We start from the raw sequence: 21395 nt of genomic DNA, 5'->3' as shown, positions 1-21395 counted from the left end.
GAGTCAGGCGACCCTGGTGCACTCGTCGACCGTGGACGACACGGCCGGCGCGCGCACCACGCGGACCGCGCCGTTGCGCCGGGACGTCGACACGGCCGTGTGGCGGGGCGGTGCGGGGATCGGCGTCGGCCCGGTCGCGAACCCGACCACCGACGGGACCGCCGAGCGCCGCGAGACGAGGAAGGCGAGCGTCTCGACGGCGTTGGCGTGCGACGGCATGAACCGGATGAAGAAGGCGAGGCGGGTCACCCAGGCTACCCAGCCGGTCAGCGGGAGACCGTAGAGCTCGGCGATCCCGCGGCCCACGCCGAACGAGGCCGCCTGGCCGAGACCGAGGTATCGGAACGGGGTGCTGCGGTGGCCCACCACGCTGCGGGCCAGGTTGCGGCCGAGGTGGTCGCCGGCCTTGATCGCCCACAGGGCGTTGGCCGGCACGGGGGTACGGGTCCGGGGGTGGTTGACGCGAGCGGCGTCACCGGCGGCCCAGATGCCCGGGGCGACGGCGAGGTCCGGTGTCGTGAGCAGCCGGCCGTTGTCGTCGGTCGGCAGCTCCTCGAGACCGGGGAGCTGGACGGCGCGCTGGCCCGTGGTCGACAGGACGAGTGAGGTGGGCAGCCGGCGACCGTCGGACAGGGCGACGTGGTGGCGACCGACAGCGACGACCCGGACTCCGCAGTGCACGACGACGCCGAGGCGCTCGAGCTCGCGCTCGGCGCGACGGGCCAGGGACGGCTGCTGGTCGCGCAGCTGCGGCAGGACGGCCGCCCCGGAGTGCACGAGGTGGACACGGCGGCCGCGCACCGTGGTGGGCCGCGCGGCGAGCGCGGCGGCGAGCTCCACGCCGGCGAAGCCACCGCCGACGACGACGAGGTCGGCGGGCTCGCGCCCGGCCGACGGGTGCTCGAGGACGACGAGGCGGCCGAGGAGCCGCCGCATGTCGCCGGGGCTGCGCAGGGTGAAGCCGTGCTCGCTCATGCCGGGCACGTCCTGCACCGGCTCGCGGCCGCCCGGGGCGACGACGAGCTCGTCGTACCGCAGCGACTCGACCTGACCGCTGCCGGCGGCGCCGACCCGGACGTAGGTGACGAGCTGCCGGCCGCGGTCGACCTGCGTGACCATGCCGGGGATCACGGCAGCGTGGGGCATCGCGTCGCGGAGCGAGGCGCGGGTGACCGCGTACGGCAGCAGGCCGGCGAGGACCTCACCGGTGAACCCGTGGAAACTGTGGTGGTCGTCGGCGCTGATGACGACGAGCTCGAGCCGGCCGCGCCGGATCTCGCGGCGACGGCGACGGGCCAGGACCTGGTATGCGTGGAGGGTGGCGTACCCGCCGCCGATGAAGACCACCCGCTGACGAACGTTCACGCCACGGCCTCCTCGACGAGGGCGGTCGCGTCGCCGGTCCTGACGCGGTCCGGCACCCGGACCGGAACACCGAACGAGGTCGGCGCGGCCACCGTGAACCCGAGGTGGGCGTACTCGCGGGCGAGGGATCGGATCACGTCGACCTGGTCGAGGTCGGGGATCCCGATGGAGAAGTGCCCCTGGTGCCCGGAGAGGGCGAGGAGCGCGGTCTCGGCGAAGCACGCATACGCCCGGCCGTTGGGCAGTCCGACGTTGCCGCCGCGGATCTCCAGGGACGGGATCGACACGATGCCGCCGTCGAGGATCTGGACGTCGCGCCGGTCGCGGGCGAGCGCGGTCGAGGTATTGCGCGGCTGCGTGGCATCGAGGACGACGGCGCCCTCGGCGAGGTGCTCGGACTCGAGGACGGAACCGGCCGCCGCGGTGAGGAGCACGACGACGTCGGCGGAGCGGATGGCGTGCAGGTCGGTGGACGACCGGACCGCCACTCCGCGGCCGGAGAGGTTGCAGCGCAACGAGTCCAGGCGGCGCTCGTTGCGGGCGACGAGGAGGAGCTCGTCGGCGTCGCGGTGGCGGGCGACCATCTTGGCAACGGTCGTGCCGACGCTGCCGGTGGCCCCGACGACGGCGACCCGGCCGGAGCCGGAGGCCCGAACCAGCTCGCGGACCTGGTCGTGGACGATGGCGGCGGTGAAGGCGTTGCCGTTGGTGACGGCGATGTCGCAGCGGTGGCGCAGCGAGACCCCGCCCGCGGTGACCGGCGCGGTGAGCGCACCCAGGCCGACCACGGACGCCCCGAGGCCGACCGCGTGGTCGACGGCCCGGCCGACGCGGTCGCGGGCCTCCGCGGGCTGGGCGAGCATGTGGCGAGCACCGAACGGAACGAGGACCACGTGGCCGACATGGCGACTGGCGAGGTGGACCGAGGCCATCGTTACCGGGGGTACCGGCAGGCGGCGCAGGGCGACGTCGTAGAGGCGCTCGGGCACGAGGCCGAGGGGCTTCGCCACCCGCGCCATGTCCTCGGAGAGGTTGGCGCGTGGGTGGACGAGGAAGGCAAAGGTGCCGGTCTGGCTCACGGGCGGTCCTCGGGTGTCGGCCCGGGATCTCCGGGCGTCTGACCGTGAGGAGAGAACGAGGTGAGCGCTGATACCGGGAGCGGCCCTCGCGGTCAGTCCTCGAAGGCCTCCGGCGGCGGACAGCTGCACACCAGGTGACGGTCCCCGTAGGCGCCGTCGATGCGGGCGACCGGCGGCCAGTACTTGTCCGGCGCGTGCACCCCGACGGGGAAGGCGGCGGTGACGCGGTCGTACGGGTGGTCCCAGTCCTCGGCGATCGACCGCGAGGTATGCGGCGCGTGGCGCAGCACCGAGTCGGCCACTGCGACCTCGCCGCGGCCGACCGCGTCGATCTCCTCGCGGATCGCGATCATCGCGTCGCAGAACCGGTCGATCTCGCCCTTGTCCTCGGACTCGGTCGGCTCGACCATGAGCGTGCCGGCCACCGGGAACGACATCGTCGGTGCGTGGAACCCGTAGTCGACGAGGCGCTTCGCGATGTCGTCGACGGTCACGCCGGTGTCGCGGGTGATGCCGCGGACGTCGAGGATGCACTCATGGGCCACGATGCCCTGGTGCCCGGAGTAGAGCACCGGGTAGTGGTCACGCAGCCGGGCCGCGATGTAGTTCGCGTTGAGGACGGCCACCTCCGTGGCCCGGGTCAGGCCGACGCCGCCCATGAGCCGCACGTAGGCCCAGGAGATCGGCAGGATGCCGGCGGACCCGTAGGGCGCCCCCGAGATCGGGCCCACACCGGTGGCCGGCCCGGCCTCCGGCGCCAACGGGTGGTTCGGCAGGTACGGCGCCAGGTGCGCGCGCACGCCCACCGGACCGACGCCGGGACCGCCGCCGCCGTGCGGGATGCAGAAGGTCTTGTGCAGGTTCAGGTGGGAGACGTCAGCGCCGAACTTGCCGGGCTGAGCCAGCCCCATGAGCGCGTTGAGGTTGGCGCCGTCGACGTAGACCTGGCCGCCCGCCTCGTGGACCAGCGCGCAGAGCTCGCCGATGGTGTCCTCGTAGACGCCGTGCGTCGAGGGGTACGTCACCATGACCGCCGCGAGGTTGTCGCGGTGCGCCTCGACCTTGGCGCGCAGGTCGTCCATGTCGACGTTCCCGCTCGCCGCGTCGGTACCGACGACGACGACCCGGAGGCCGGCCATGACGGCGGACGCCGCGTTGGTGCCGTGCGCGCTGGCCGGGATCAGGCATACCCGGCGGTGGCTCTCCCCGTTGGCCTGGTGGTATGCGTGGATGGCCAGCAGCCCGGCCAGCTCGCCCTGCGACCCGGCGTTCGGCTGCAGCGAGACCGCGTCGTAGCCGGTGATCTCGCAGAGCCACGCCGACAGGGCGGCGACGAGGCTGCGGATCCCCTCGGTCTGGCTGGTCGGGGCGAACGGGTGCAGGTTGGCGAACTCCGGCCAGGTGACCGCGAGCATCTCGGTGGTCGCGTTGAGCTTCATCGTGCAGGAGCCGAGCGGGATCATCCCGCGGTCGAGCGCGAAGTCGCGGTCGGCGAGCCGGCGCAGGTAGCGCAGCATCGCCGTCTCGCTGTGGTGGGTCGAGAACACCGGGTGGGTGAGGTAGTCCGAGGTCCGGACCGCGCCGTCCCACCACGCCGGGTCGGCCTCCGAGGGGGCGGGTACGCCGCCGGCCACCCCGAACGCCCCCCAGACGGCGAGGAGGTCCTCGCCGGTGGTGGTCTCGTCGGTGCTCATCGACAGGGTGTCGTCGTCGATGCGGCGCAGGTTGACGCCTCGCGCCACGGCCTCCCGCAGCACGTCGTCGGCCTGCTCCGGGACCCGCACCGTGACCGTGTCGAAGAACGCGTCGGTGAGGACGTCGACCCCGCCGTCGCGCAGCCCGTCGGCCAGCGCTCGCGCATACCCGTGGGACCGGCGGGCGATCGCGGCGAGCCCGGCGGGGCCGTGCCACACCGCATACATGCTGGCCATCACCGCGAGGAGGACCTGCGCGGTGCAGATGTTGGAGGTCGCCTTCTCGCGCCGGATGTGCTGCTCGCGGGTCTGCAGGGCCAGCCGGTATGCGGGGTGGCCGGCGGCGTCGACCGAGACGCCGACGAGGCGGCCGGGCATCTGGCGCTCGAGGCCGGTCCGGACCGACATGTAGCCGGCGTGCGGGCCGCCGAAGCCCATCGGGACGCCGAACCGCTGGCTGCTCCCGACCGCGATGTCCGCGCCCCACTCCCCCGGCGGGGTGACGAGGGTGAGGGCCAGGAGGTCGGCGGCAGCGGTGACGAGGGCACCGTGCTCGTGGGCGGCAGCGGTCAGCGCGCGGAAGTCGCGCAGCTCGCCGTCGGCGCCGGGGTACTGGACGACGACGCCGAAGACGTCACGACCACCGGCCGCCGCACGGAGCGCGTCGACGCTGTCGACGTAGGCGAGGTCGGCGACCGCCACCTCGATGCCCAGCGGCAGGGCCCGGGTCTGGGTGACCGCGATGGACTGCGGCAGGGTGTGCCGGTCGACGAGGAGGACCGCCTCGGCGGGGCTCTTCGCACTGCGGCGCATGAGGGTCATCGCCTCGGCGACCGCGGTGGACTCGTCGAGGAGCGACGCGCCGGCGACAGGGAGGCCGGTGAGGTCGCTGACGACGGTCTGGAAGTTGATGAGGGCCTCGAGCCGGCCCTGGGAGATCTCCGGCTGGTACGGCGTGTAGGCGGTGTACCAGGCGGGGTTCTCCAGGACGTTGCGCTGGACCACCGGCGGGGTCACCGTGCCGTAGTAGCCGAGACCGATCATCGAGCGCATCACCGTGTTGAGGCTGGCCAGCCCACGCAGCTCACGGACCACGGCGCTCTCCGACGGTGCGGCGTCGAGGCGCAGGGCCCGGTGCGAACGGATGGCGCCGGGTACCGCGACGTCGACGAGGGCGTCGAGGGACGGCTGGCCGACCACCTCGAGCATCGCCGTCACGTCGTCCGGGGACGGGCCGATGTGGCGTTCGACGAACGGTGCCGGACGGCTGGTGTCCACGTGGACGGGGACGTCAGGGGCGGCGTCCTGGCCCACGTCAGGACCGTCGATCGCGGTGGTGTCGGTCGCGGTGGATGTGGCGGCGGTCTGGGTCACGTGGATGGCTCCTGGAGGTTCCCTGCGGTCACAGCACGGTAACCCCCTCTGTCGCCCTCGTCGTCGTGGCTCCAGAGTCGCCTCACCCACTCGGTCCTGGCGCCTGAGAGGTTCCGGGGTGTTGCCCCTTCGGCGCCCCAGCAGAGGTCCCCCGGTAGCCGGTGGTCCCGCTCGGCTGTGGGGAGACCGCCCCGGGGACTCTCCCGGTGGGTTGTTCGCGGCAGGCCAAATCTACCAGCCGACCTCCGCCGGTCAGTCAAGCGCGGCGCGAGTGAGGGTCAGAGTGCGTTTCGGAGTGCGATTGGTGCTGTCCAGACGACACCAGCCGCACGATGACCCGCGCCCTGACTCGCACGTCCACAGACGGCTCGTCATGTCGCGAATCATGTCGCAGCTGGTGCTGCTACTACCGCTCCGGGCGCGACATGACTCGCGACATGGACCAGCTCGCGCGAGTCGCCCGATGGACCGAGACCCGGCTTGAGCGGAGCGACATCGGTGCCCTGAGGCTGACTTTGTGCCCCGGGACGTGGCGGCCGGCCGCTCGCCGGGAGTGGCGCGGCGGAGTGGCGCGGCGGAGTGGCGCGGCCTTGGGTTAGGAGAGGCTTGGGTCAGGAGATGCGCTGGGCGCGCCGGGCGCTGAGCTCGTCGTCCGGGTGGGCCGCGGGGACCTCGTCCTCGGGACGCTCGCTGGGGAGGGCCGCGAGAGTGCCTTCGACCTCCTGCCAGACCCGGCCCACCGCGATGCCGAAGACGCCCTGGCCACCCTGCAGCAGGTCGTAGACCTCGTCGGCGGAGGTGCACTCGTAGACGCTGGCGCCGTCGCTCATCAGGGTGATCCCGGCGAGGTCCTCGACGCCGCGGTCGCGCAGCTTCTTGATCGCCTCGCGGATCTGCTGGAGCGAGACCCCGGTATCGAGCAGCCGCTTGACGACCTTGAGCACGAGGATGTCGCGGAACCCGTAGAGCCGCTGCGTGCCGGACCCGGTGGCACTCCGCACCGAGGGCTCGACCAGGCCGGTGCGGGCCCAGTAGTCGAGCTGACGGTAGGTGATGCCGGCCGCCCGGCAGGCGGTGGGACCGCGGTAGCCGATGTCCTCGCTCAGCTCTGGAAGGTCGTCGTCGAAGAGCAGACCCTGGGCGGACGCCGGGACGTGCGTCCGGCGCTCCTGCGCGTCTCCCGTGACGACCACGGCGTCCTCCTGAGCGTTAGTCGGGCGGTTCTCGCCTTCGTGCCGGACCACCCACGGTGAAGTTACACCCGCGGTATTTCGGCGCTGACCTCCCGACGGTAGGCCGTTCGGCACCCGGGGTCAATCACCGGTCGAGGCTGAGCGTGTCGGCGTGTCGCGTCACCGCGTCAATCTCAACCTCAAGTTCACGGTTAGGTCTCCCGCGGCGCGCTGTCGTCGCCCGGGTCCACCTGCGGGTCCACGTTGGGGTTCTCGAAGTCCTCGGCCGACACCTGGTCGAGGAACTCTCGGAACTTCTCCACCTCGTCGTCCTCCTCCGGGGTCAGCGCGACGCCGGCCTCGTCGAGGACCGCCTCGGCGACGACGATCTCCGTGTCGGTGCGCAGGGCCAGGGCGATCGCGTCGGAGGGACGGGCGCTGATCTCGGTCGTCCCGTCGATGACGAGGATCGCGTAGAACACCTTGTCGCGGAGCTCGACGATGCGGACCTGGGTGACGCGGTGCCCGGTCGTCTGGATGACCTCCTTGAGGAGGTCGTGCGTCAGCGGCCGCGGCGGTTCGACGCCCTGCTGCGCGTAGGCGATCGCCGTCGCCTCCGCCGCGCCGATCCAGATCGGCAGGTAGCGCTCCCCGTTCCGCTCGCGCAGCAGCACGATCGGCTGGTTGGTGGGCATCTCGACCCGCACCCCGAGGACGTCGACGGGCTTCACGCGTCCCACGTTACTTCTCCCGGCTGCGCTTCGTCAGTCGGGGCTCAGCGTTCTCGGGTGCCGGTCCGGACGAGAGCGGTATGCAACGCGATGCACAAGCGCAGCACCTCGGGCGTCGGGTCCTCGGGTGCGGCGCCGTTGGGCCGGCCCGGACGGCCCGCAGCCGACCGCGCCGGCCGCACGATCTGCTGGACCAGCCCGATCTCGCGGTCGGCGGCGGTCCGGAACGGGCGCAGGTGCCGGGGCTCGACACCGTATGCGGCGAGGGCGGCGGCCGAGCGGGCGACGGCCAGGGCGTCGTCGTCGAAGTGGCCGCTCGCATCGGCCCGGACCAGGCCGTAGTTCTCCAGCGCATCGAGGGTGGGCCGGTCGAGGCCGGCCGCGTCCCGCAGCTCCCGCGCGGTCAGCCGGAGCGTGGCAGGGGCGGCCAGGGCCAGAGCCGTCGGCACGTCGGGGTCGGACGCCCCCTCGGGTACCCGCGGCCGGGCATCCGACCCCTCCGGCTCCCCCGGGGTCAGCCCGCGGTCCATCGCGTCGAGCGCGTCCCGGATGACCTTGAGCGGCCAGAACCGGTCGCGCTGCGCCGTGAGGACGTAGCGCAGCCGCTCGATGTCGCGGTCGGTGTAGGTGCGGTACCCCGATCCGGCCCGGTGCGGGGTGACGAGGCCCTCCGCCTCGAGGAACCGGATCTTGGAGATCGTGAGGTCCGGGAAGTCCGGGGTCAGCGCCGCGAGCACAGCGCCGATCGTCCGCGACCCGGGTGACCCGGGCGCGCCAAGAACCCCGGACTGCTCCCGTCCGCGGTCCTCGTCCGGCGCTCCGGAGGCGCCCACACCGGGCCCCCTCCCGGCGTCGGAGGGCGGCACTACTGTCGCTGGCCCGCGTAGAAGACGAGTCGGAACTTGCCGATCTGGACCTCGTCACCGGTACGCAGGGCGGCGTGGTCGACGAGCTCGCGGTTGACGTAGGTGCCGTTGAGGGACCCGACGTCCCGCACCGCATACCCGTCGTTCTCCTGCACGAAGACCGCGTGTTTGCGCGAGACGGTGACGTCGTCGAGGAAGATGTCGCTGTCGGGATGCCGGCCGGTCGTGACCTCGGCGTCGTCGAGCAGGAACCGGGCACCGGTGTTGGGGCCGCGCAGCACGATGAGCAGGCCGGTGCCGGGCCGCAGCGCGTCGATGGTGGCCTGGTCCTCGGCGGACAGGCCGCGACCGTCGAGCTCGACCTGTTCGTGCCCGGCGCCGACGCCCTGGAAGCGCATCGTCGTCGAGTCGCCCTGCCGGGTCGCCGGAGCCGGCGTCTTCGTTGTCGTCTCCGGGGTCTCAGCGGGGCTGGCCTCGGGTTCGTGCTCCGTCATGGCCGCATCTCCTTCGTCACTGCCGGTGCACAGAACCCTAGTGGATCCCCCTCCCGCTCCCGACGGCGGTTGGACCCCGTCGTCAGGCGAGTCTCGTGCTCGTGGGGGCGGAGGTCAAGCCGAGCCGAACGGGTGCTCAGCTAAGTCCCTCGCGGTACGTGGCGACGTCGAGGAGGCCGCCCGCAGCGTCAGCGTCGGAGGGCCGCAGCTCGTACATCCAGCCGTCGGTGTAGGGCGCCGAGTTGACCAGCTCGGGCGCTCCGTCGAGAGCCGAGTTGACCGCCGTGACCTCCCCGCTGAGGGGTGCGTAGAGGTCGCTGACCGACTTGGTCGACTCGACCTCGCCGCAGGTCTCGCCGGACGTCACCGTGTCGCCCACGGCCGGCAGCGAGACGTAGACGACGTCGCCGAGCGCGTTCTGCGCGTAGGACGTGATCCCGACCCGCAGGGTGCCGCCGTCCAGCTCCTCGACCCACTCGTGGTCCGCGGTGTAGCGCAGGTTGTCCGGGTACTCCAGCTCGCTCATCGTGCTCGCTCTCGGGTCACTTGGTCGTCGGGCTACTTGGTCGTCGGGGTGCTGGTGGGCGTGCCCGACTCGGGCACGGGCTGAGCGTAACGAGGCGTCCGCGGCGACTGCAACGCGTCGATGCGCACGGTGTCGAGCTGCTCGATGGCCGCGGTCGCGTCGGCGCGGCGGAGCGTCTCGACGATGCCACCCGGGATGTTGAGGGCCGAGGCCAACGTGGCCTTGTCACCGATGGCGAGCACCGTGAACGGCCGCGCCAGCGGCTGTCCGTCGACCTGGATCTGGCCGCCGGACGACGAGAACCACGAGCTCGCGACGACCCGGTTCGCGCCGTACTGGACCACCTCGGCACCGGAGTCCCGCAGCTCCTGGAGCAGGTCGAGCATCATCGGCGCGGTGACCTTCTGGGTGGGGTCCGAGATCGTCACCTTGATGCCCGGACCCTGGGCGGGGGCCGTTCCGGCGAGGACCCGCAGCGACTCCAGCTGCTTGGTGGCCTGGTCGATGGCCGCCTGGCTGGTGTTGGCGCCGGTGGTCAGGGCGTCGCGCTGGGACTGGAGCTCGCGGACCTGCTGGTCGAGGCGCGAGGACCGCTGGCTGACGTCGTCCAGGACCCGCACCAGGTCGTCCTGGCGCATGCTGTCCAGCCCGGAGTCCTGGGTCTGCTGGATCTGCGTGGCGATCGCGAACCCCAGGGCCAGGGCCAGGGCCGCGCCGAGGGCCTGCGCCTTGGTGCTGCGTGGCGCTCCGGCGCGGGCCAGCCGACGCCATGACGACGACCCGCGCGCTGGGGTGGGCGCGCTCGGTGGCGACGCGGTCGGAGGTGTGGGCTCGGTCATGGCTCAGGCCTTGAAGAGGTGGCGACGGATCGAGGCCACGTTGGAGAAGATTCGCACACCGAGCACGACGACGACGCCGGTGGACAGCTGGGTGCCCACCCCGAGCTGGTCCCCGAGGAAGACGATGAACGCCGCGACGAGGACGTTGGACAGGAACGAGACGACGAACACCTTGTCGACGAAGATCCCGTCGAGGACGGCGCGGACACCGCCGAACACCGCGTCGAGGGCCGCGATGACGGCGATCGGCAGGTACGGCTGCAGCCACACCGGCACCGCCGGGTGCAGCAGCAGGCCGGCGACGACACCGACGAGCAGGCCGATGGCGGGGATCATGAGCGGGAGGCCTCCGTGCTGGGGATCGGGGCGCCCGGCGGAGCGGACGATGGTGAGACGGTCGCGGTGTTGGGCGAGACCGGCATCGCGAAGATGAGCGGCGAGGACGGGCTGCGCGGGATGTCGACGCGGACAGGCGTGGCGATCGTCGACGGTATCGAGTAGTTGTCACCGAGGGACTTCAGGTAGGCGCCCGACGCCGAGCTCGCGAACCCGGTCTGCAGCTCGCGTCCGTCCCCGAGGGCAGTGACGACATAGGGCGGGCTCAGTGGGCGGAAGTCGACGAGGATCGCGTCGCCCGCGAACCGGATCGACGACCGCGAGGTCAGCCGCTGGCCGTTGATGGACATCGCCTCGGCGCCGGCCTGCCACAGCCCGTTGGCGAGGATCTGCAGGTCGAACGAGGTCACTCGCCCCTGGGGGAACCCTCCGGCGTCACGAGGGTCGCCGGAGGCCGCCTTCGCCCGGACGTCGGGTGCGTCGTCGACGGTGAGCACCAGCCCGGGCCCGGTGACCGCCACCTCCCCCGTGAGCAGCCGGAGCTTGTCGAGCTCGGCGGACAGCTGGGAGGCCTGGCTGGCCAGGGCGGCGGACTGGGCGTCCTGGATCTGCTGGCCCAGCTTGCTGACCTCGGCGGCCTGCTCGTCGCCGCGAGTCTGGCGCGCCTCGATCTGCTCGATGAGCTGCTCCTTGTCCCGCGACGCGGTCGTCCCGGCCGGGCGAAGAGCCAAGGCGGCGGCGACGAAGAGGAACCCGATGACGATCGCGGCGACCACGAGCCACGGGCTGCGCAGCGAGGTACTGGGCGGGAGGCCGTCCGCCTCGCGGCGCGCGGCGGCCGCGGCGTACGAGGGGTCGAGCGGGCGGTCCATGAGCTGCTGGAGCAGGCTCATCGACCCGGCCGCCGGGCGCCGACCGTCGCTGTGGAACCCGGCCTCGGGCGTACCCGGGTCGGGCGGGGGCGGCGTGGTCGTCATGCCGCACCGGGGGTCGCCCGGCCGGCGGCGGACCGGGCGGCGCGGATCACGGCGGCGGCCTGGACCGCATACAGGACCGCGGCGAGGAGGTACAGCCCGACGCCCCACCAGGCGAACGCCCACCCGAGTGGCTGGGCGACGTCGCCGACGATGCCGTCCACGGAGCTGAGCAGGAGGATCGGGAACGCGTAGAGCAGGTTGAAGGTGGCAGCCTTCCCGACGAAGTGCACCGGCAGACCGGTCTGGCCGACCCGCTTGAGCAGCAGGATGACCACACCCATGAACAGGTCGCGACCCACGAGGACGATGAGGAGCCAGAGCGGGATGATGTCGCGAATCGTCAGCGCCACCAACGTGGTGAGCACGTAGAGACGGTCGGCCAGCGGGTCGAGCAGCTGCCCCACCCGGGACACGAGGTTGAACCGGCGCGCGATCTTGCCGTCGAGGTAGTCGGTGATCCCAGACAGGGTCAGCACGACGAACGCCCAGATGTCCTGATGGGTGAACAGCAGCCACAGGAACACCGGCACGCCGACGAGCCGGAGCGCCGAGAGCACGTTGGGCAGGGTGAGGACTCGGTCGCTCACCGTCTCCGGCGTCCGCTCCGCCTCGCTCACGCGAGGAAGCCTAATCGGGCGCGAGGGGCGAGACCCTCAGCGTCGCCGGAACCGGCGGTCGACCGTCCATCCCCCGCCACCTACCCCGGCGAACATCACACCGACCGCGGCGAGCAGCAGCTCCAGCTCACCGGTGAAGCCCGGCTGGCCGTCGGTGAAGACGGCGCCCGTGCGCCACTTCACGTAGGCCAGCGCGCCGATCGCGATGACGGCGATGCCGACCCCGACGAGCCGCACGGCGATCCCGAAGATCAGGGCGACGGCGATGGCCACCTCGCAGACACCGACGACGAAGGCCAGGGTGTCGGCGTAGGGGATGCCGATCTGCTCGAACTGGGTCTTCGTGACGTCGAGGTGCTGGACCTTCTGCAGTCCGCGGATCGCGAAGATCGCCGCGACGACGACCCGTAGGACCAGCAGTCCGAGCGCTCCGTCCCACCGGTCGATGATGTGGCGGGCCTTGGCGGGACCCGACTCCTCGGGGTCCTCCCACTCGCTCTCGCTGACCGGGCTCACGCCGAAGGGACGCAGCGCGGTTGCGCGGGTGGGGTCCTCGGTACCGCGGGGGGCCGGGTCCTCGGTCGTCAGGCTCTCGGGCCGCGTGCTGCTCAAGGGAACCTCCTGGCCAGTTCCAGTCGTCACGCGTCCCACTGTGCCCGACAACCCGCCGCTGTCCGGGGAGGCGTGCCGTGACACGTGTGAGGGGCGACCCGTGACATTCGGCCCCGGTCGGTGGCCCGCTGCCGACCTAGCGTCGCTCGCATGAGCGGAGCCTTCGCCAGGTATGCGGTGCTGGCCGTCGGGTCGGCGGTCACGGCGGAGTTCCTCCTCGGGGACCAGTACCTCTCCGGTGGCTCGCCGGCGGGGCAGGTGGCCGAGCTGGTGCTCTACGTCGCCTACTACGGGTCGGCGGCGGTGGTCATCCGCGAGGTGGCTCGGCGCAGCGGGCGCGGATGGCCGACGATGCTGTTGCTGGCCCTCGCCTTCGGGGTCGTCGAGGAGGCGCTGCTCACGCAGTCCCTGTTCAACCCGGACTACCTCGGGCTGCACAAGCTCTCCTTCGGCTACCTGCCGGCCCTCGGCATCGGGCTGCCGTGGACGATCTTCGTGCTCACCCTCCACGTCGTGTGGAGCATCGCGACGCCGATCGCCGTGGCCGAGTCGGTGTTCCCGGAGCGGGACCCGTGGCTGGGCCCCAAACGGGTCGCCGGGCTGGCGGGGCTCTACGTCGTGACCGGTGCGCTGCTCTGCGTGGGGTCGATGGCCGCGACGACGTTCCGTGCCAGCACGGCCCAGCTCGTGGTGTCGGTATGCGTGGCCCTGGCGGCGGTCGCGGCGGCGTTCGGTATGCCTCGTCCCGGGTCGGATGTCGGCGCGCCCGCTGAGTCGCCGGTCTCGCGGCGAGGACTTGTCGGCCTGCTCGTGGCGTTCGTCTGCCTGTCGGTGTTCCAGCTCGGCCACGAGGCCGGTCCGCCGTGGTTCGCCTGCACCGTCATGCTGGTGGCGCTGGCGGCTCTCGGGGCGTTCGTGCTCCGATGGCGGTTCCCGGCGGGTGGACTCGGCGCCGGTGCGGTGCTGGTCTACGTCTGGGTCGGGCTGGCCAACGCGGCCGAACACGGAGCCGGAGCGGTCGCGGAGCAGGTCGTCATCGTCACGCTGGTCCTGGCGGCGCTGGCGGCGTTCGCGGTGCATCGGCAACGGCTCGACCGGGGAGTCGTCAGCGAGCGGACCACGACACCCATCGGGTGACGTCGACCCGCAGGACCGGACCCGGCGGCGGGTCGTCCAGGTACTGCGGGTACTTCGCGACCAGCGCGTCGAGCCCGTGCCGGGCCGTGTCGGCGTCGAGCGCCGTCGCGACGCCGTCGGCCCGCACCCACCACAGGGTTGCCCAGTCGTCGGCGTAGTGGTCGACGAGCAGGCTCACAGCCGGATGGGCGCGCACGTTGTCGAGGCGGCGGAGCGCCGTGGTGGACTTCGGCTTGGTGTCGACGGCGGTCCAGACCGTCTCGCCGACCAGAGCGAAGACGACCGGGACGAGGTGGGGCGACCCGTCAGCGGTTGTGGTCGCCAGCCGCGCGACGCGGGCCGCGGCGAACCGCGCCGGGGCGTCATTCACACGAGGGCTCACCGGATCGTCAGATCTCGCTCACGCACTGGAGGACCTCGAGGTGGATGGTCATCGTCTCGGGGCTGACGACTCCCTCCCCGACGCATACCGCGTTGTTGAGCCACGCATACCGGCCGTCCTGGCTCTCGAGGAGGACGAGCAGCAGCTGCCGCCCGACCTGCTCACCGTCGCGGTCGACGAAGACGGTCCGCCCGGTGAGGTCGAAGACCACCTCGGCCCCGTCGTCGGTGGCGACGACGCCCCGGGCGTTCGGGAGCATCGCGCCGTCGCCGCGTCGAGCGGGCTGGTTGGACCACTGGGCGGTGCCGCTCAGGCGCTCCCCGGTGACCCGGCCGTCCCCGACACCCCACCCGGTGCCCGACTCGTTGCCGTAGGGGCGGGCGAGGTGGAAGTCGCTGGTGTAGTGCAGGTCGAACGCGCAGAGCGGTTCGAGGCGCATGACACCACGGTAGGCCGGGTCGCGGGGTCCGCTGGAGCGGTTACGCGCCGCGCAGGCCGATCGGGTTGCCGTTGGGGTCGGCGAGCACGCAGACCCGCGCTCCCGGCGCCACCTGACGCGGCGCGGACTTCTCCGTGGCGCCGGCGGCCAGCAGGGCGTCGCGCATCCCGTCGAGGTCGTCGACGTCCGCGTAGGCGACCGGGCCGTCGGTCTGCTCGTTAGGGGCCAGGCTGACCTCGAAACCGTTCGCGTTGAACCCGACGTAGTAGGGCGTGTCGGTGTGCGGCGCCCCGTAGAGGGCGGTGTAGACGGCCTTGGCGGCGTCGATGTCGGACACCGGGACCACCATGCTCTGGATCGTGGGGCTCATGTTCGTCTCCTTGAGGGTCGTGCGGTCGCCGGGTGCGTACCGCATCGTCGAGGGGTTGACGGATCGACCGCGCCGAACGTGACAAGCGACGGAGGACCGTGTCGGAGGCGTCAGTCGCCCGCCTGCTGGATGCGGAGCATGTTCCCAGCGGGGTCGCGGAAGGCGCAGTCGCGTACGCCGTAGGGCTGGTCGGTGGGTTCCTGGACCACTTCCGCGCCGCTGGACTCGAGCGCCGCGAACGTCTCGTCGAGGTCGGCGCTGGCCAGGTTGACCCCGAAGTAGCTGCCCTTGGCCATCAGCTCGAGGATGGTGCGCCGTTCGTCGTCGGTGATGCCCGGAGCGACTCCGGGCGGGTGCAGGACGATGGAGGTCTGGGGCTGCCCGACCGGACCGACGGTGATCCACCGCATCCCCTGGTGCCCGACGTCGCCGCGGACCTCGAACCCCAGTGCGTCGCGGTAGAAGGCGAGCGACGCGTCCGGGTCGGTGTGCGGGAGGAAGCTCGAGTGGATGGTGATCTGCATGACCGTCACGCTAGGTGCGGCTCGGCCGGCCGCGCTTCTCGATTCCTGACCGGTTTGGTGACCTGCTTGGCCACGCAGGCCGCCATCCCCAGGGTTGCCTCCGCCTCCTGCTCCCGGTAGACACTCGGCGGGACCCCGACCAGCTCGGTGAACCGGGTGCTGAAGGTCCCGAGGGACGAGCAGCCGACCGCGAAGCACACCTCCGTGACGTTGAGGTCGCCACGTCGCAGCAGGGCCATCGCCCGTTCGATCCGCCGGGTCATGAGGTACCCGTACGGGGCCTCGCCGTAGGCCAGCTTGAACTGCCGGCTGAGGTGGCCGGACGACATGTTCGCGCCACGGGCGAGCGCATCGACGTCGAGCGGCTGCGCGTACTCGCGGTCGATCCGGTCCTTGACGCGGCGCAGGATCGCGAGGTCCTTCAGCCGTTGTTCCTCGGCGGGTGTGCTGGCCATCCCCTCGATCGTGCCACGTCCGGTGGGGCGCCGTCCGGTTGCGCCGACTACCAGAGGCGCGCTGTCGCCTGGGTGGTCCGACTCGACTGCCAGTCGGGTCACTCGCCTGGTATTCGACCGGCAGCCAAGTCACTCGACTGGCAGTCGAGCGAGGGGAGCACGGCGAGGTGTGGGGCTGGGAACCGAGACCTTCCTACTGGCATACCCATTGCGGTATATAACCGAGTGGGTAATGATGGGTCGCATGGACGCTGTGCTCCACGCGCTGGCCGACCCGCACCGCCGGGTCATCGTGGAGGCGCTGACCACCGGCGAAGCCACGGCGGGAGAGCTCGGGGCACTGGTGCCGGTCAGCCAACCGGGTGTCTCCCGGCATCTCTCGGTGCTCAGGGATGCCGGACTCGTCGACGTCCGCCCCGACGGCCAGCGCCGGATCTACCGCCTCCGGCCCGAAAGCCTGGAGCCGGTCAGCGACTGGCTGCTCCACCGGCAACGGGTCTGGGAGCAGCGCATGAGCGCCCTGCACACCGAGGTGGCGCGGGGCACACGACAACGGAAGGGAAAGCCATGACGATCACTCTGCTCGGTGAGGTCCGCCGCGTCGGCGACACGGGGACGGTCCACGTCGAGGACGTCTATGCCACCGACATCGAGGACCTGTGGGGTGCGGTGACCGATCCGGATCGGCTCGCCCGGTGGATCGCTCGGGTCCACGGCGACCTGCGGGTCGGCGGGACCATCCACGCGGAGTTCACGAGTACCGCCGAGGGGCCGGGACGGATCGAGGTATGCGACGCGCCGCACCGCCTGCTGGTGACCATGCACCCTGGTACGCCGGAGGAGACCCAGCTGGAGGCACTGCTCACGGAGGAAGATCGCGGAACGCGGCTGGTCGTCGAGGAGTTCGGGCTGCCGTGGGACAAGGCGCCGGACCACGCGGCCGGCTGGCAGGCCCACTTGGACGACCTGCGCGCCCACCTCGAGGGTCGACCCGCCGGTGACTGGCTGGCTCGCTGGAAGGAGCTGATCCCCTCGTACCGGCCGGAGCTGCGGTCGTGACGTCGGATGTCACGGTCTCGGCGCCGGTCGAGGCCGAGCGGACTGCGCTGCTGCGCTGGCTGCAGTTCCAACGGGACAGCGTCGTCGCGGTCGTCGCCGACCTCGACCCCGGGCTGGCGGAGGCGTCGGTGGTCGCCAGCGGCTGGACGCCGGCCGGCCTGGTCTGGCATCTCGGCGACGCCGAGTGGTTCTGGGCGCAGAGCGTGCTGTCCGGGTCGACCTCGCCTGATCCTCGGCCGGCACCGCCGGGGCCGTCCCTGGCAGACGCGGTGGCCCGCTACCGCCGGCTCTGCGTGATGACCGACGAAGTCGTCGCCGCCCTGCCCCTCGACGCCCGGCCACCGGGTCTCGACGAACCGGGCCTGCCGACCGAGCTCGACGACGTGCGCGAGATGGTCCTCCACCTCATCGAGGAGACGTCGCGTCACGCCGGCCACCTCGACATCGCCCGCGAGCTTCTCGACGGCCGCACCGGACTGGGCCCTCGCTAGGCCGGTGGGCGGCCTCGCCGTGAGCGCCTGCGCGGTGGCGTGCGCGCTCGTGCTCTTGTGGCTGATCGGGTTCTCGTTCGTGCCCCTGATGACCTAGCAGACGACGGCCAGCGAGAGTGCCGCGATGACCGGGGCCAGCAGCGTCGCGAAGACGGTGCCCTTCGGGGCGAAGCCGACCGCGAAGACCGACACGTCCCAGAGGCCGTGTAGGAGCATCGCCGCGATGAGGGAGCCGGTGACCCGGCGCAGGATGTAGACGCCGTGCCCGAGCCGAACGCGATAGCGACCTGTGCGATGGTGCCCGAGAAGGGCGCGCCCAGGGCCACGTTGAGCAGGTGCATCAGGCCGAACAGGAGGCTGCTGAGCAACCACGCACCGTCCTCCCTAAGCCGGGAGCGGAACGCGGTCAGCGCGAGACCGTGGCCTCCGCCGACTTACCGATCTCCGGGTACGGGACGCCACCGAGCTTGGTGATGAGGACGATGGTGGCGCAGTAGCCGACGAAGACCACGAAGCCGATCCACATCCGGGGGGTCACACGCATCGGTCGGCCTTCCGCCTGGGGTGATCGGTCCGTGCTGGTTCCGGCAGAGACGAGAGCTGTCCATTGCGTGTTGCTCGACGGTGTCGAGACGCTCCTGGGCGATCCTGTCGGGGTGTCTGCCGCGCGGGAGAGTCGGTCCCTGGACGGCCGGCGCGTCCTCTTGGCCGTGCTGTTCGCGGTCTACCTGGTCCTGCTCGTCTGGATCGTGCTGTGGAAGCTGGAGACTCCCTGGGTCGGCGCCGGGGCGCAGCGCCAGATCAAGCTCGTCCCGTTCGTCCGCACGGCCGACGCGGGCGCCACTGCACCCTTCGACCTCGTCGCCAACATCGTGCTCTTCATCCCGTTCGGGCTCTACCTCGGCCTCCTGGCGCCGTCATGGCGGTCGTGGAGGGTCGCGGGCGTGCTCGTGGGAGCGAGCGTTGTCCTGGAGGTGGCCCAGTACGTGCTCGCCGTCGGCCGGTCCGACATCACCGACGTCGTCGTCAACACGGCCGGGGGTCTGGCCGGGCTCGGCCTCCTCGCCCTGGCCCGCCGGCGATACCGGGCGAGGACGGCCGTCGTCATGACCCGGGTGTGCGCGATCGGGACCATCCTCGCCCTCGTCGCGATCGCGATCTTCATCGCTTTGCCACTGCGCTACGCGTCGCCGCGGGACGTGGCGATCGCCTCTATGCGGTGACGGCGGCGCCCGCCGGGTTGAAGTCGAGCCGGTCCTCCTCGACCTCAACGTCACGACCGACCGCGCGGAGGTAGCGCTTCGTCTCATCCTCGGGTTTTGTAGCCACCACAGCAACACCGACCACTCGGTGCGGTTCCGCTCCTGCATCACGTCGCGAGCACCGGCCCGGTCACCGTCAACGTCGGCGATAGCGCGGGCCACCCACTCCTCGTACGCGGCATCGACCCGCTCGCGTAGCCCGTCGTCGGCGAGCGGCACGGCAAGGAGTCGGTGGTCTTCCGTACTCCGGCACGTTCACCGAGAACCCGAGCGCCGCCCCTGGCGAGCAGCGTGAGGTGTCGGGTGACCGAGGCTCGGACCGGTACGGGGACGGCGGCACGGTCTTGCGTCCGGTCGAGGTGCCGGTGGCTCCTCTCGCCATCGACCCGCCCCCGAGCTCCCCGATCGAGACGCGAGCTCGGAGCCGCTGGGGAAGGTGGGCGTCGTGAGCGTGGTCGTCGCCGGCTCCTGAAGTGGGGCCGGCCCAACCTGCACCGGCCGGCGTACTCGCCCGGTCACGTCCAGCTGCCGGTCGGGCGCATCGTCACCCCGGCCCGGCCCGAACCGCTCCCAAGGCATCGTCGGCAAGGTCGAGTCGGTGCGTGACACTCCGGCCGGGCTTGAGGCGACCATTCGGCTCAAGGACAACGCCGAGGGTGCCGAGACGGCGCACGAGATGGCCGACGGCTACTTGCCGGCGAGCTGCTCATGCAATCGCTCACCAAGGACCCGCGCGATTTCCGGCCTCGGGCTCGGGTGCTCGGGTTGCAGCTCGGCACCATCGCCGACCCGTCCGGCGACGACGGCCGGGTGCTCTCGGCCAACGGGGGTGCGGGTTCCCCCCTCGGACCCCGAGGAGCTCGACGCCAAGCCGGTCCGGCCGGTCAAGCCGAGGGCGCTCATCGAGGCCGAGGAGCTGCTCATCGAGGCCGGGCAAGGCTCGTCATGGCGGGCGAACGTCGGGGGCTAAGTGCGACGCTCGCGCCAAACTACGGCGCGACAAATGGCGCCACGCCCCACTCCCGCTCGCCGCACCACCGCCGGCCCGTGAGACGCCGTGGCGCCACCCCCTCGGGGGTCGGGATGGCGCCACGACACCTGCTCCATCTCCGCAATAACATGCGCCGTTACGCCTCGGCCGTGGCGGGTGCCCGTCTCTGTCGGTCGCCGTCACCACCGGGCGTGACGGCCATCCGGCAGGTTCCTCGTCAACGCGGGCGAGGAACTCCTCATCGAGCCTTGGCGGGCTCCTCGTGGTGGAGCAACGTCCGCTCGGTTACGCGCACAGTTCCCCGGTGACCCTCGGCTGTCCTCGGCGAGACCGGATTCGCCGCTCGCGCCTGTGAGCGCTCTTGGCGATGAAAGGCCGTTCTCCTTCGAACTCCGCGCGGCACTCTGCATTGGTCCAAACCGGTCCGTCGTGGCCCTCGACGGGGTGCCGTCCCGGCGGCGCTAGCGCAATCGGCGCTTGAGCAAGACTACCGGCCACGCGAGCAGGTCGCCGTTCTTGAGTGTCATCCCCACTGCTTCCCAACCCTGCGAGCCAAGTTCGTTGAGGTGGTCTGGTGTCAGGTCAGGACCTTGCTTCTTGACTCGGCGGGCATCCGCGAGGGGAACAGTCAGGTACTCCCATTGACCAACATGCCGTGAATCTTCTGTTGGACTCATGAGCGGCCTCCGGCTCGTGTTCGCGTAGCAGGCGTTGGCATCGTATGGCGATAGAGCCCCACGGCGAATCTAGGGAGGGGTACGAACCAGACGGGTCAAGGACGAGTCATCGCGTTTCTGGGACGGCCCTGGGCGCCTATACAACTGCCGGGGGTCTCTCCCCCGTGGGCGGCTCGGGCTCCTCGCCCTCTAGCGGCTCGCTCACGGCCGAGGCCCATTCCGGGGCCGCCGCTCGGCGGTACTCCTCGACCGCCGACTCGGTGAACCGCACCACCCGGCACGAGAGCACGTGCGCCTCAAGCTGGCGGAGCTCCACCAAGCCGAGCACCTCGTCGGGGCTCATTCGGAGATAGGCGCCGACCTCGGCCTCGGTCATCATCCGTGGCGATGGGTTCCCGGTCATCGAGCGCATCGTGGCACTCGGTGGCCGTCGAGGGCGAGGGCTCGGTGTCGCCGCTGCGGCCTGTCCTCGGCTATGGCGTGGTCGCGAGGCATCCCCCGGCAGGAGCGCCGGACGATGGCCGACTGGACCCCGAAGGACGGCGACCGCGACGAGTGGCTCGGCCGATGGCTCGCCGACGGGTGGAGCTGCGAGTACCCGTGGCCGGGGTGTCGAGGTGCTCGTCAACGATCGTCGCGTGCACCGGCTCGCGCTCATCCGCGACGCAGAGGAGTGAGGACCACCTCGAACCCGGCGTCCTCAAGCAGGTAGTAGAACGGCTTCCAGTAGTCCCCAGTCGCCTCCATCACCGCGCAGGGTGACCAGTTCGGCGACCAAGTGCTCGCGCAGCGAGGACCTGACTGGTCATCGAGGACCAGGTCGTGACCGGTCGTGACCGTCTCGACGGTCTTGCGGCGCCCGGCACCAGCGACCCGGACACAGACCTTGGCGTCCTTCTTCGACACATCCAGCCCGGCACAGCGGG

Annotated in this window: 27 protein-coding genes, 1 pseudogene and 1 riboswitch; of the genes and pseudogenes, 6 read left to right on the top strand and 22 right to left on the bottom strand. The window is 71.6% G+C overall.

From position 1 onward, the window contains the following. Positions 1–3: 3 nt before the first annotated feature. From VIG79_RS12560 to VIG79_RS12500, 13 genes are all read right to left on the bottom strand, one after another. Positions 4–1365, bottom strand: coding sequence for an NAD(P)/FAD-dependent oxidoreductase (locus VIG79_RS12560; protein ID WP_331886085.1), 1362 nt, complete (start codon positions 1363–1365; stop codon positions 4–6). Beyond that, positions 1362–2444, bottom strand: coding sequence for an NAD(P)-binding domain-containing protein (locus VIG79_RS12555; protein WP_331886083.1), 1083 nt, complete (start codon positions 2442–2444; stop codon positions 1362–1364). The genes VIG79_RS12560 and VIG79_RS12555 overlap by 4 nt, the downstream gene beginning before the upstream one ends. A gap of 92 nt (positions 2445–2536) precedes the next feature. Further along, on the bottom strand, positions 2537–5452 hold the full coding sequence (gene gcvP, locus VIG79_RS12550; RefSeq protein WP_414672629.1) for an aminomethyl-transferring glycine dehydrogenase: 2916 nt from the start codon (positions 5450–5452) through the stop codon (positions 2537–2539). A 141-nt stretch (positions 5453–5593) separates the two neighbouring features. Then, positions 5594–5728: riboswitch (glycine riboswitch) on the bottom strand. A 395-nt stretch (positions 5729–6123) separates the two neighbouring features. After that, entirely contained in the window at positions 6124–6705 is a 582-nt protein-coding gene (locus VIG79_RS12545; RefSeq protein WP_331886081.1) for a MerR family transcriptional regulator, read from the bottom strand. A 191-nt stretch (positions 6706–6896) separates the two neighbouring features. Then, positions 6897–7415 (bottom strand): bifunctional nuclease family protein, encoded by a 519-nt coding sequence (locus VIG79_RS12540; protein ID WP_331886079.1) that lies wholly within the window; start codon positions 7413–7415, stop codon positions 6897–6899. A gap of 44 nt (positions 7416–7459) precedes the next feature. Then, on the bottom strand, positions 7460–8248 hold the full coding sequence (locus tag VIG79_RS12535; RefSeq protein WP_331886077.1) for a MerR family transcriptional regulator: 789 nt from the start codon (positions 8246–8248) through the stop codon (positions 7460–7462). Between the two features lie 32 nt (positions 8249–8280). Next, complete coding sequence (locus VIG79_RS12530; protein WP_331886101.1) at positions 8281–8679, bottom strand: FHA domain-containing protein; 399 nt, start codon at positions 8677–8679, stop codon at positions 8281–8283. Positions 8680–8911: 232 nt separating this feature from the next. After that, entirely contained in the window at positions 8912–9301 is a 390-nt protein-coding gene (gcvH, locus tag VIG79_RS12525; protein WP_331886075.1) for a glycine cleavage system protein GcvH, read from the bottom strand. 32 nt (positions 9302–9333) lie between these two features. Next, positions 9334–10140 carry a DUF881 domain-containing protein gene (locus VIG79_RS12520; protein WP_331886073.1) on the bottom strand — a complete coding sequence of 269 codons (807 nt, stop codon included), beginning with the start codon at positions 10138–10140 and terminating at the stop codon, positions 9334–9336. 3 nt (positions 10141–10143) lie between these two features. Beyond that, the gene (locus tag VIG79_RS12515) at positions 10144–10476 is read right to left on the bottom strand and encodes a small basic family protein (protein ID WP_331886071.1); all 333 of its coding nucleotides are present in this window, start codon (positions 10474–10476) and stop codon (positions 10144–10146) included. After that, positions 10473–11453 (bottom strand): DUF881 domain-containing protein, encoded by a 981-nt coding sequence (locus tag VIG79_RS12510; protein WP_331886069.1) that lies wholly within the window; start codon positions 11451–11453, stop codon positions 10473–10475. The genes VIG79_RS12515 and VIG79_RS12510 overlap by 4 nt, the downstream gene beginning before the upstream one ends. Further along, positions 11450–12070, bottom strand: a complete 621-nt coding sequence (locus VIG79_RS12505; protein WP_331886067.1) for a CDP-alcohol phosphatidyltransferase family protein — start codon at positions 12068–12070, stop codon at positions 11450–11452. The genes VIG79_RS12510 and VIG79_RS12505 overlap by 4 nt, the downstream gene beginning before the upstream one ends. A 36-nt stretch (positions 12071–12106) precedes the next feature. Further along, positions 12107–12682: a DoxX family protein gene (locus VIG79_RS12500; RefSeq protein WP_331886065.1), complete on the bottom strand. Its 576-nt coding sequence runs from the start codon at positions 12680–12682 to the stop codon at positions 12107–12109. Positions 12683–12832: 150 nt separating this feature from the next. Between VIG79_RS12500 and VIG79_RS12495 the strand changes: the two genes are divergently transcribed. Then, entirely contained in the window at positions 12833–13819 is a 987-nt protein-coding gene (locus VIG79_RS12495) for a hypothetical protein (RefSeq protein ID WP_331886063.1), read from the top strand. On the opposite strand, the gene VIG79_RS12490 is transcribed toward VIG79_RS12495, so the two are convergent. The 5 genes from VIG79_RS12490 to VIG79_RS12470 all read right to left on the bottom strand — a co-directional run bounded on the left by VIG79_RS12490 (position 13788) and on the right by VIG79_RS12470 (position 15989). Continuing rightward, a complete protein-coding gene (locus VIG79_RS12490) occupies positions 13788–14201 on the bottom strand; it encodes a TIGR03668 family PPOX class F420-dependent oxidoreductase (protein WP_331886061.1) in 414 nt (137 codons plus the stop codon). The two genes, VIG79_RS12495 and VIG79_RS12490, sit on opposite strands and share 32 nt — an antisense overlap. A 7-nt stretch (positions 14202–14208) precedes the next feature. Further along, complete coding sequence (locus tag VIG79_RS12485) at positions 14209–14640, bottom strand: DUF3237 family protein (protein WP_331886059.1); 432 nt, start codon at positions 14638–14640, stop codon at positions 14209–14211. A gap of 40 nt (positions 14641–14680) precedes the next feature. Further along, positions 14681–15010, bottom strand: coding sequence for a VOC family protein (locus VIG79_RS12480; protein ID WP_331886057.1), 330 nt, complete (start codon positions 15008–15010; stop codon positions 14681–14683). Between the two features lie 110 nt (positions 15011–15120). Next, complete coding sequence (locus VIG79_RS12475; protein ID WP_331886055.1) at positions 15121–15534, bottom strand: VOC family protein; 414 nt, start codon at positions 15532–15534, stop codon at positions 15121–15123. Between the two features lie 5 nt (positions 15535–15539). Further along, positions 15540–15989 (bottom strand): helix-turn-helix transcriptional regulator, encoded by a 450-nt coding sequence (locus VIG79_RS12470; protein WP_331886053.1) that lies wholly within the window; start codon positions 15987–15989, stop codon positions 15540–15542. Between the two features lie 244 nt (positions 15990–16233). Here VIG79_RS12470 and VIG79_RS12465 point away from each other — a divergent pair, with 244 nt between their 5' ends. Genes VIG79_RS12465 through VIG79_RS12455 form a run of 3 tightly spaced genes read left to right on the top strand, consistent with a single transcriptional unit; the run spans position 16234 to position 17539 of the window. Next, positions 16234–16560, top strand: coding sequence for a metalloregulator ArsR/SmtB family transcription factor (locus VIG79_RS12465; RefSeq protein WP_331886051.1), 327 nt, complete (start codon positions 16234–16236; stop codon positions 16558–16560). After that, positions 16557–17048, top strand: coding sequence for an SRPBCC family protein (locus VIG79_RS12460; protein WP_331886049.1), 492 nt, complete (start codon positions 16557–16559; stop codon positions 17046–17048). The genes VIG79_RS12465 and VIG79_RS12460 overlap by 4 nt, the downstream gene beginning before the upstream one ends. Then, positions 17045–17539 carry a DUF664 domain-containing protein gene (locus VIG79_RS12455; protein WP_331886047.1) on the top strand — a complete coding sequence of 165 codons (495 nt, stop codon included), beginning with the start codon at positions 17045–17047 and terminating at the stop codon, positions 17537–17539. Before VIG79_RS12460 ends, VIG79_RS12455 begins: the two co-directional genes overlap by 4 nt. A gap of 93 nt (positions 17540–17632) precedes the next feature. On the opposite strand, the gene VIG79_RS12450 is transcribed toward VIG79_RS12455, so the two are convergent. Both VIG79_RS12450 and VIG79_RS12445 read right to left on the bottom strand, forming a co-directional pair. Continuing rightward, positions 17633–17755 carry a hypothetical protein gene (locus VIG79_RS12450; RefSeq protein WP_331886045.1) on the bottom strand — a complete coding sequence of 41 codons (123 nt, stop codon included), beginning with the start codon at positions 17753–17755 and terminating at the stop codon, positions 17633–17635. 190 nt (positions 17756–17945) lie between these two features. Then, positions 17946–18083, bottom strand: coding sequence for a hypothetical protein (locus tag VIG79_RS12445; RefSeq protein WP_331886043.1), 138 nt, complete (start codon positions 18081–18083; stop codon positions 17946–17948). A 112-nt stretch (positions 18084–18195) separates the two neighbouring features. On the opposite strand from VIG79_RS12445, the gene VIG79_RS12440 reads away from it, so the two are divergent. Together VIG79_RS12440 and VIG79_RS12435 are read left to right on the top strand one after the other, a co-directional pair. Beyond that, positions 18196–18762: a VanZ family protein gene (locus tag VIG79_RS12440; RefSeq protein WP_331886041.1), complete on the top strand. Its 567-nt coding sequence runs from the start codon at positions 18196–18198 to the stop codon at positions 18760–18762. Positions 18763–19630: 868 nt separating this feature from the next. Next, complete coding sequence (locus VIG79_RS12435) at positions 19631–19771, top strand: hypothetical protein (protein WP_331886039.1); 141 nt, start codon at positions 19631–19633, stop codon at positions 19769–19771. Between the two features lie 834 nt (positions 19772–20605). On the opposite strand, the gene VIG79_RS12430 is transcribed toward VIG79_RS12435, so the two are convergent. Next, positions 20606–20872 carry a hypothetical protein gene (locus tag VIG79_RS12430; RefSeq protein ID WP_331886037.1) on the bottom strand — a complete coding sequence of 89 codons (267 nt, stop codon included), beginning with the start codon at positions 20870–20872 and terminating at the stop codon, positions 20606–20608. 272 nt (positions 20873–21144) lie between these two features. Next, positions 21145–21395: pseudogene (locus VIG79_RS12425) on the bottom strand (IS110 family transposase); the annotation flags it as partial.

The sequence above is a fragment of the Lapillicoccus sp. genome, from assembly GCF_036559105.1.
GTDB lineage: Bacteria > Actinomycetota > Actinomycetes > Actinomycetales > Dermatophilaceae > Lapillicoccus.
Note: the sequence above shows the minus strand (reverse complement) of the source record. Positions and strands in the feature narration are given on the sequence as shown.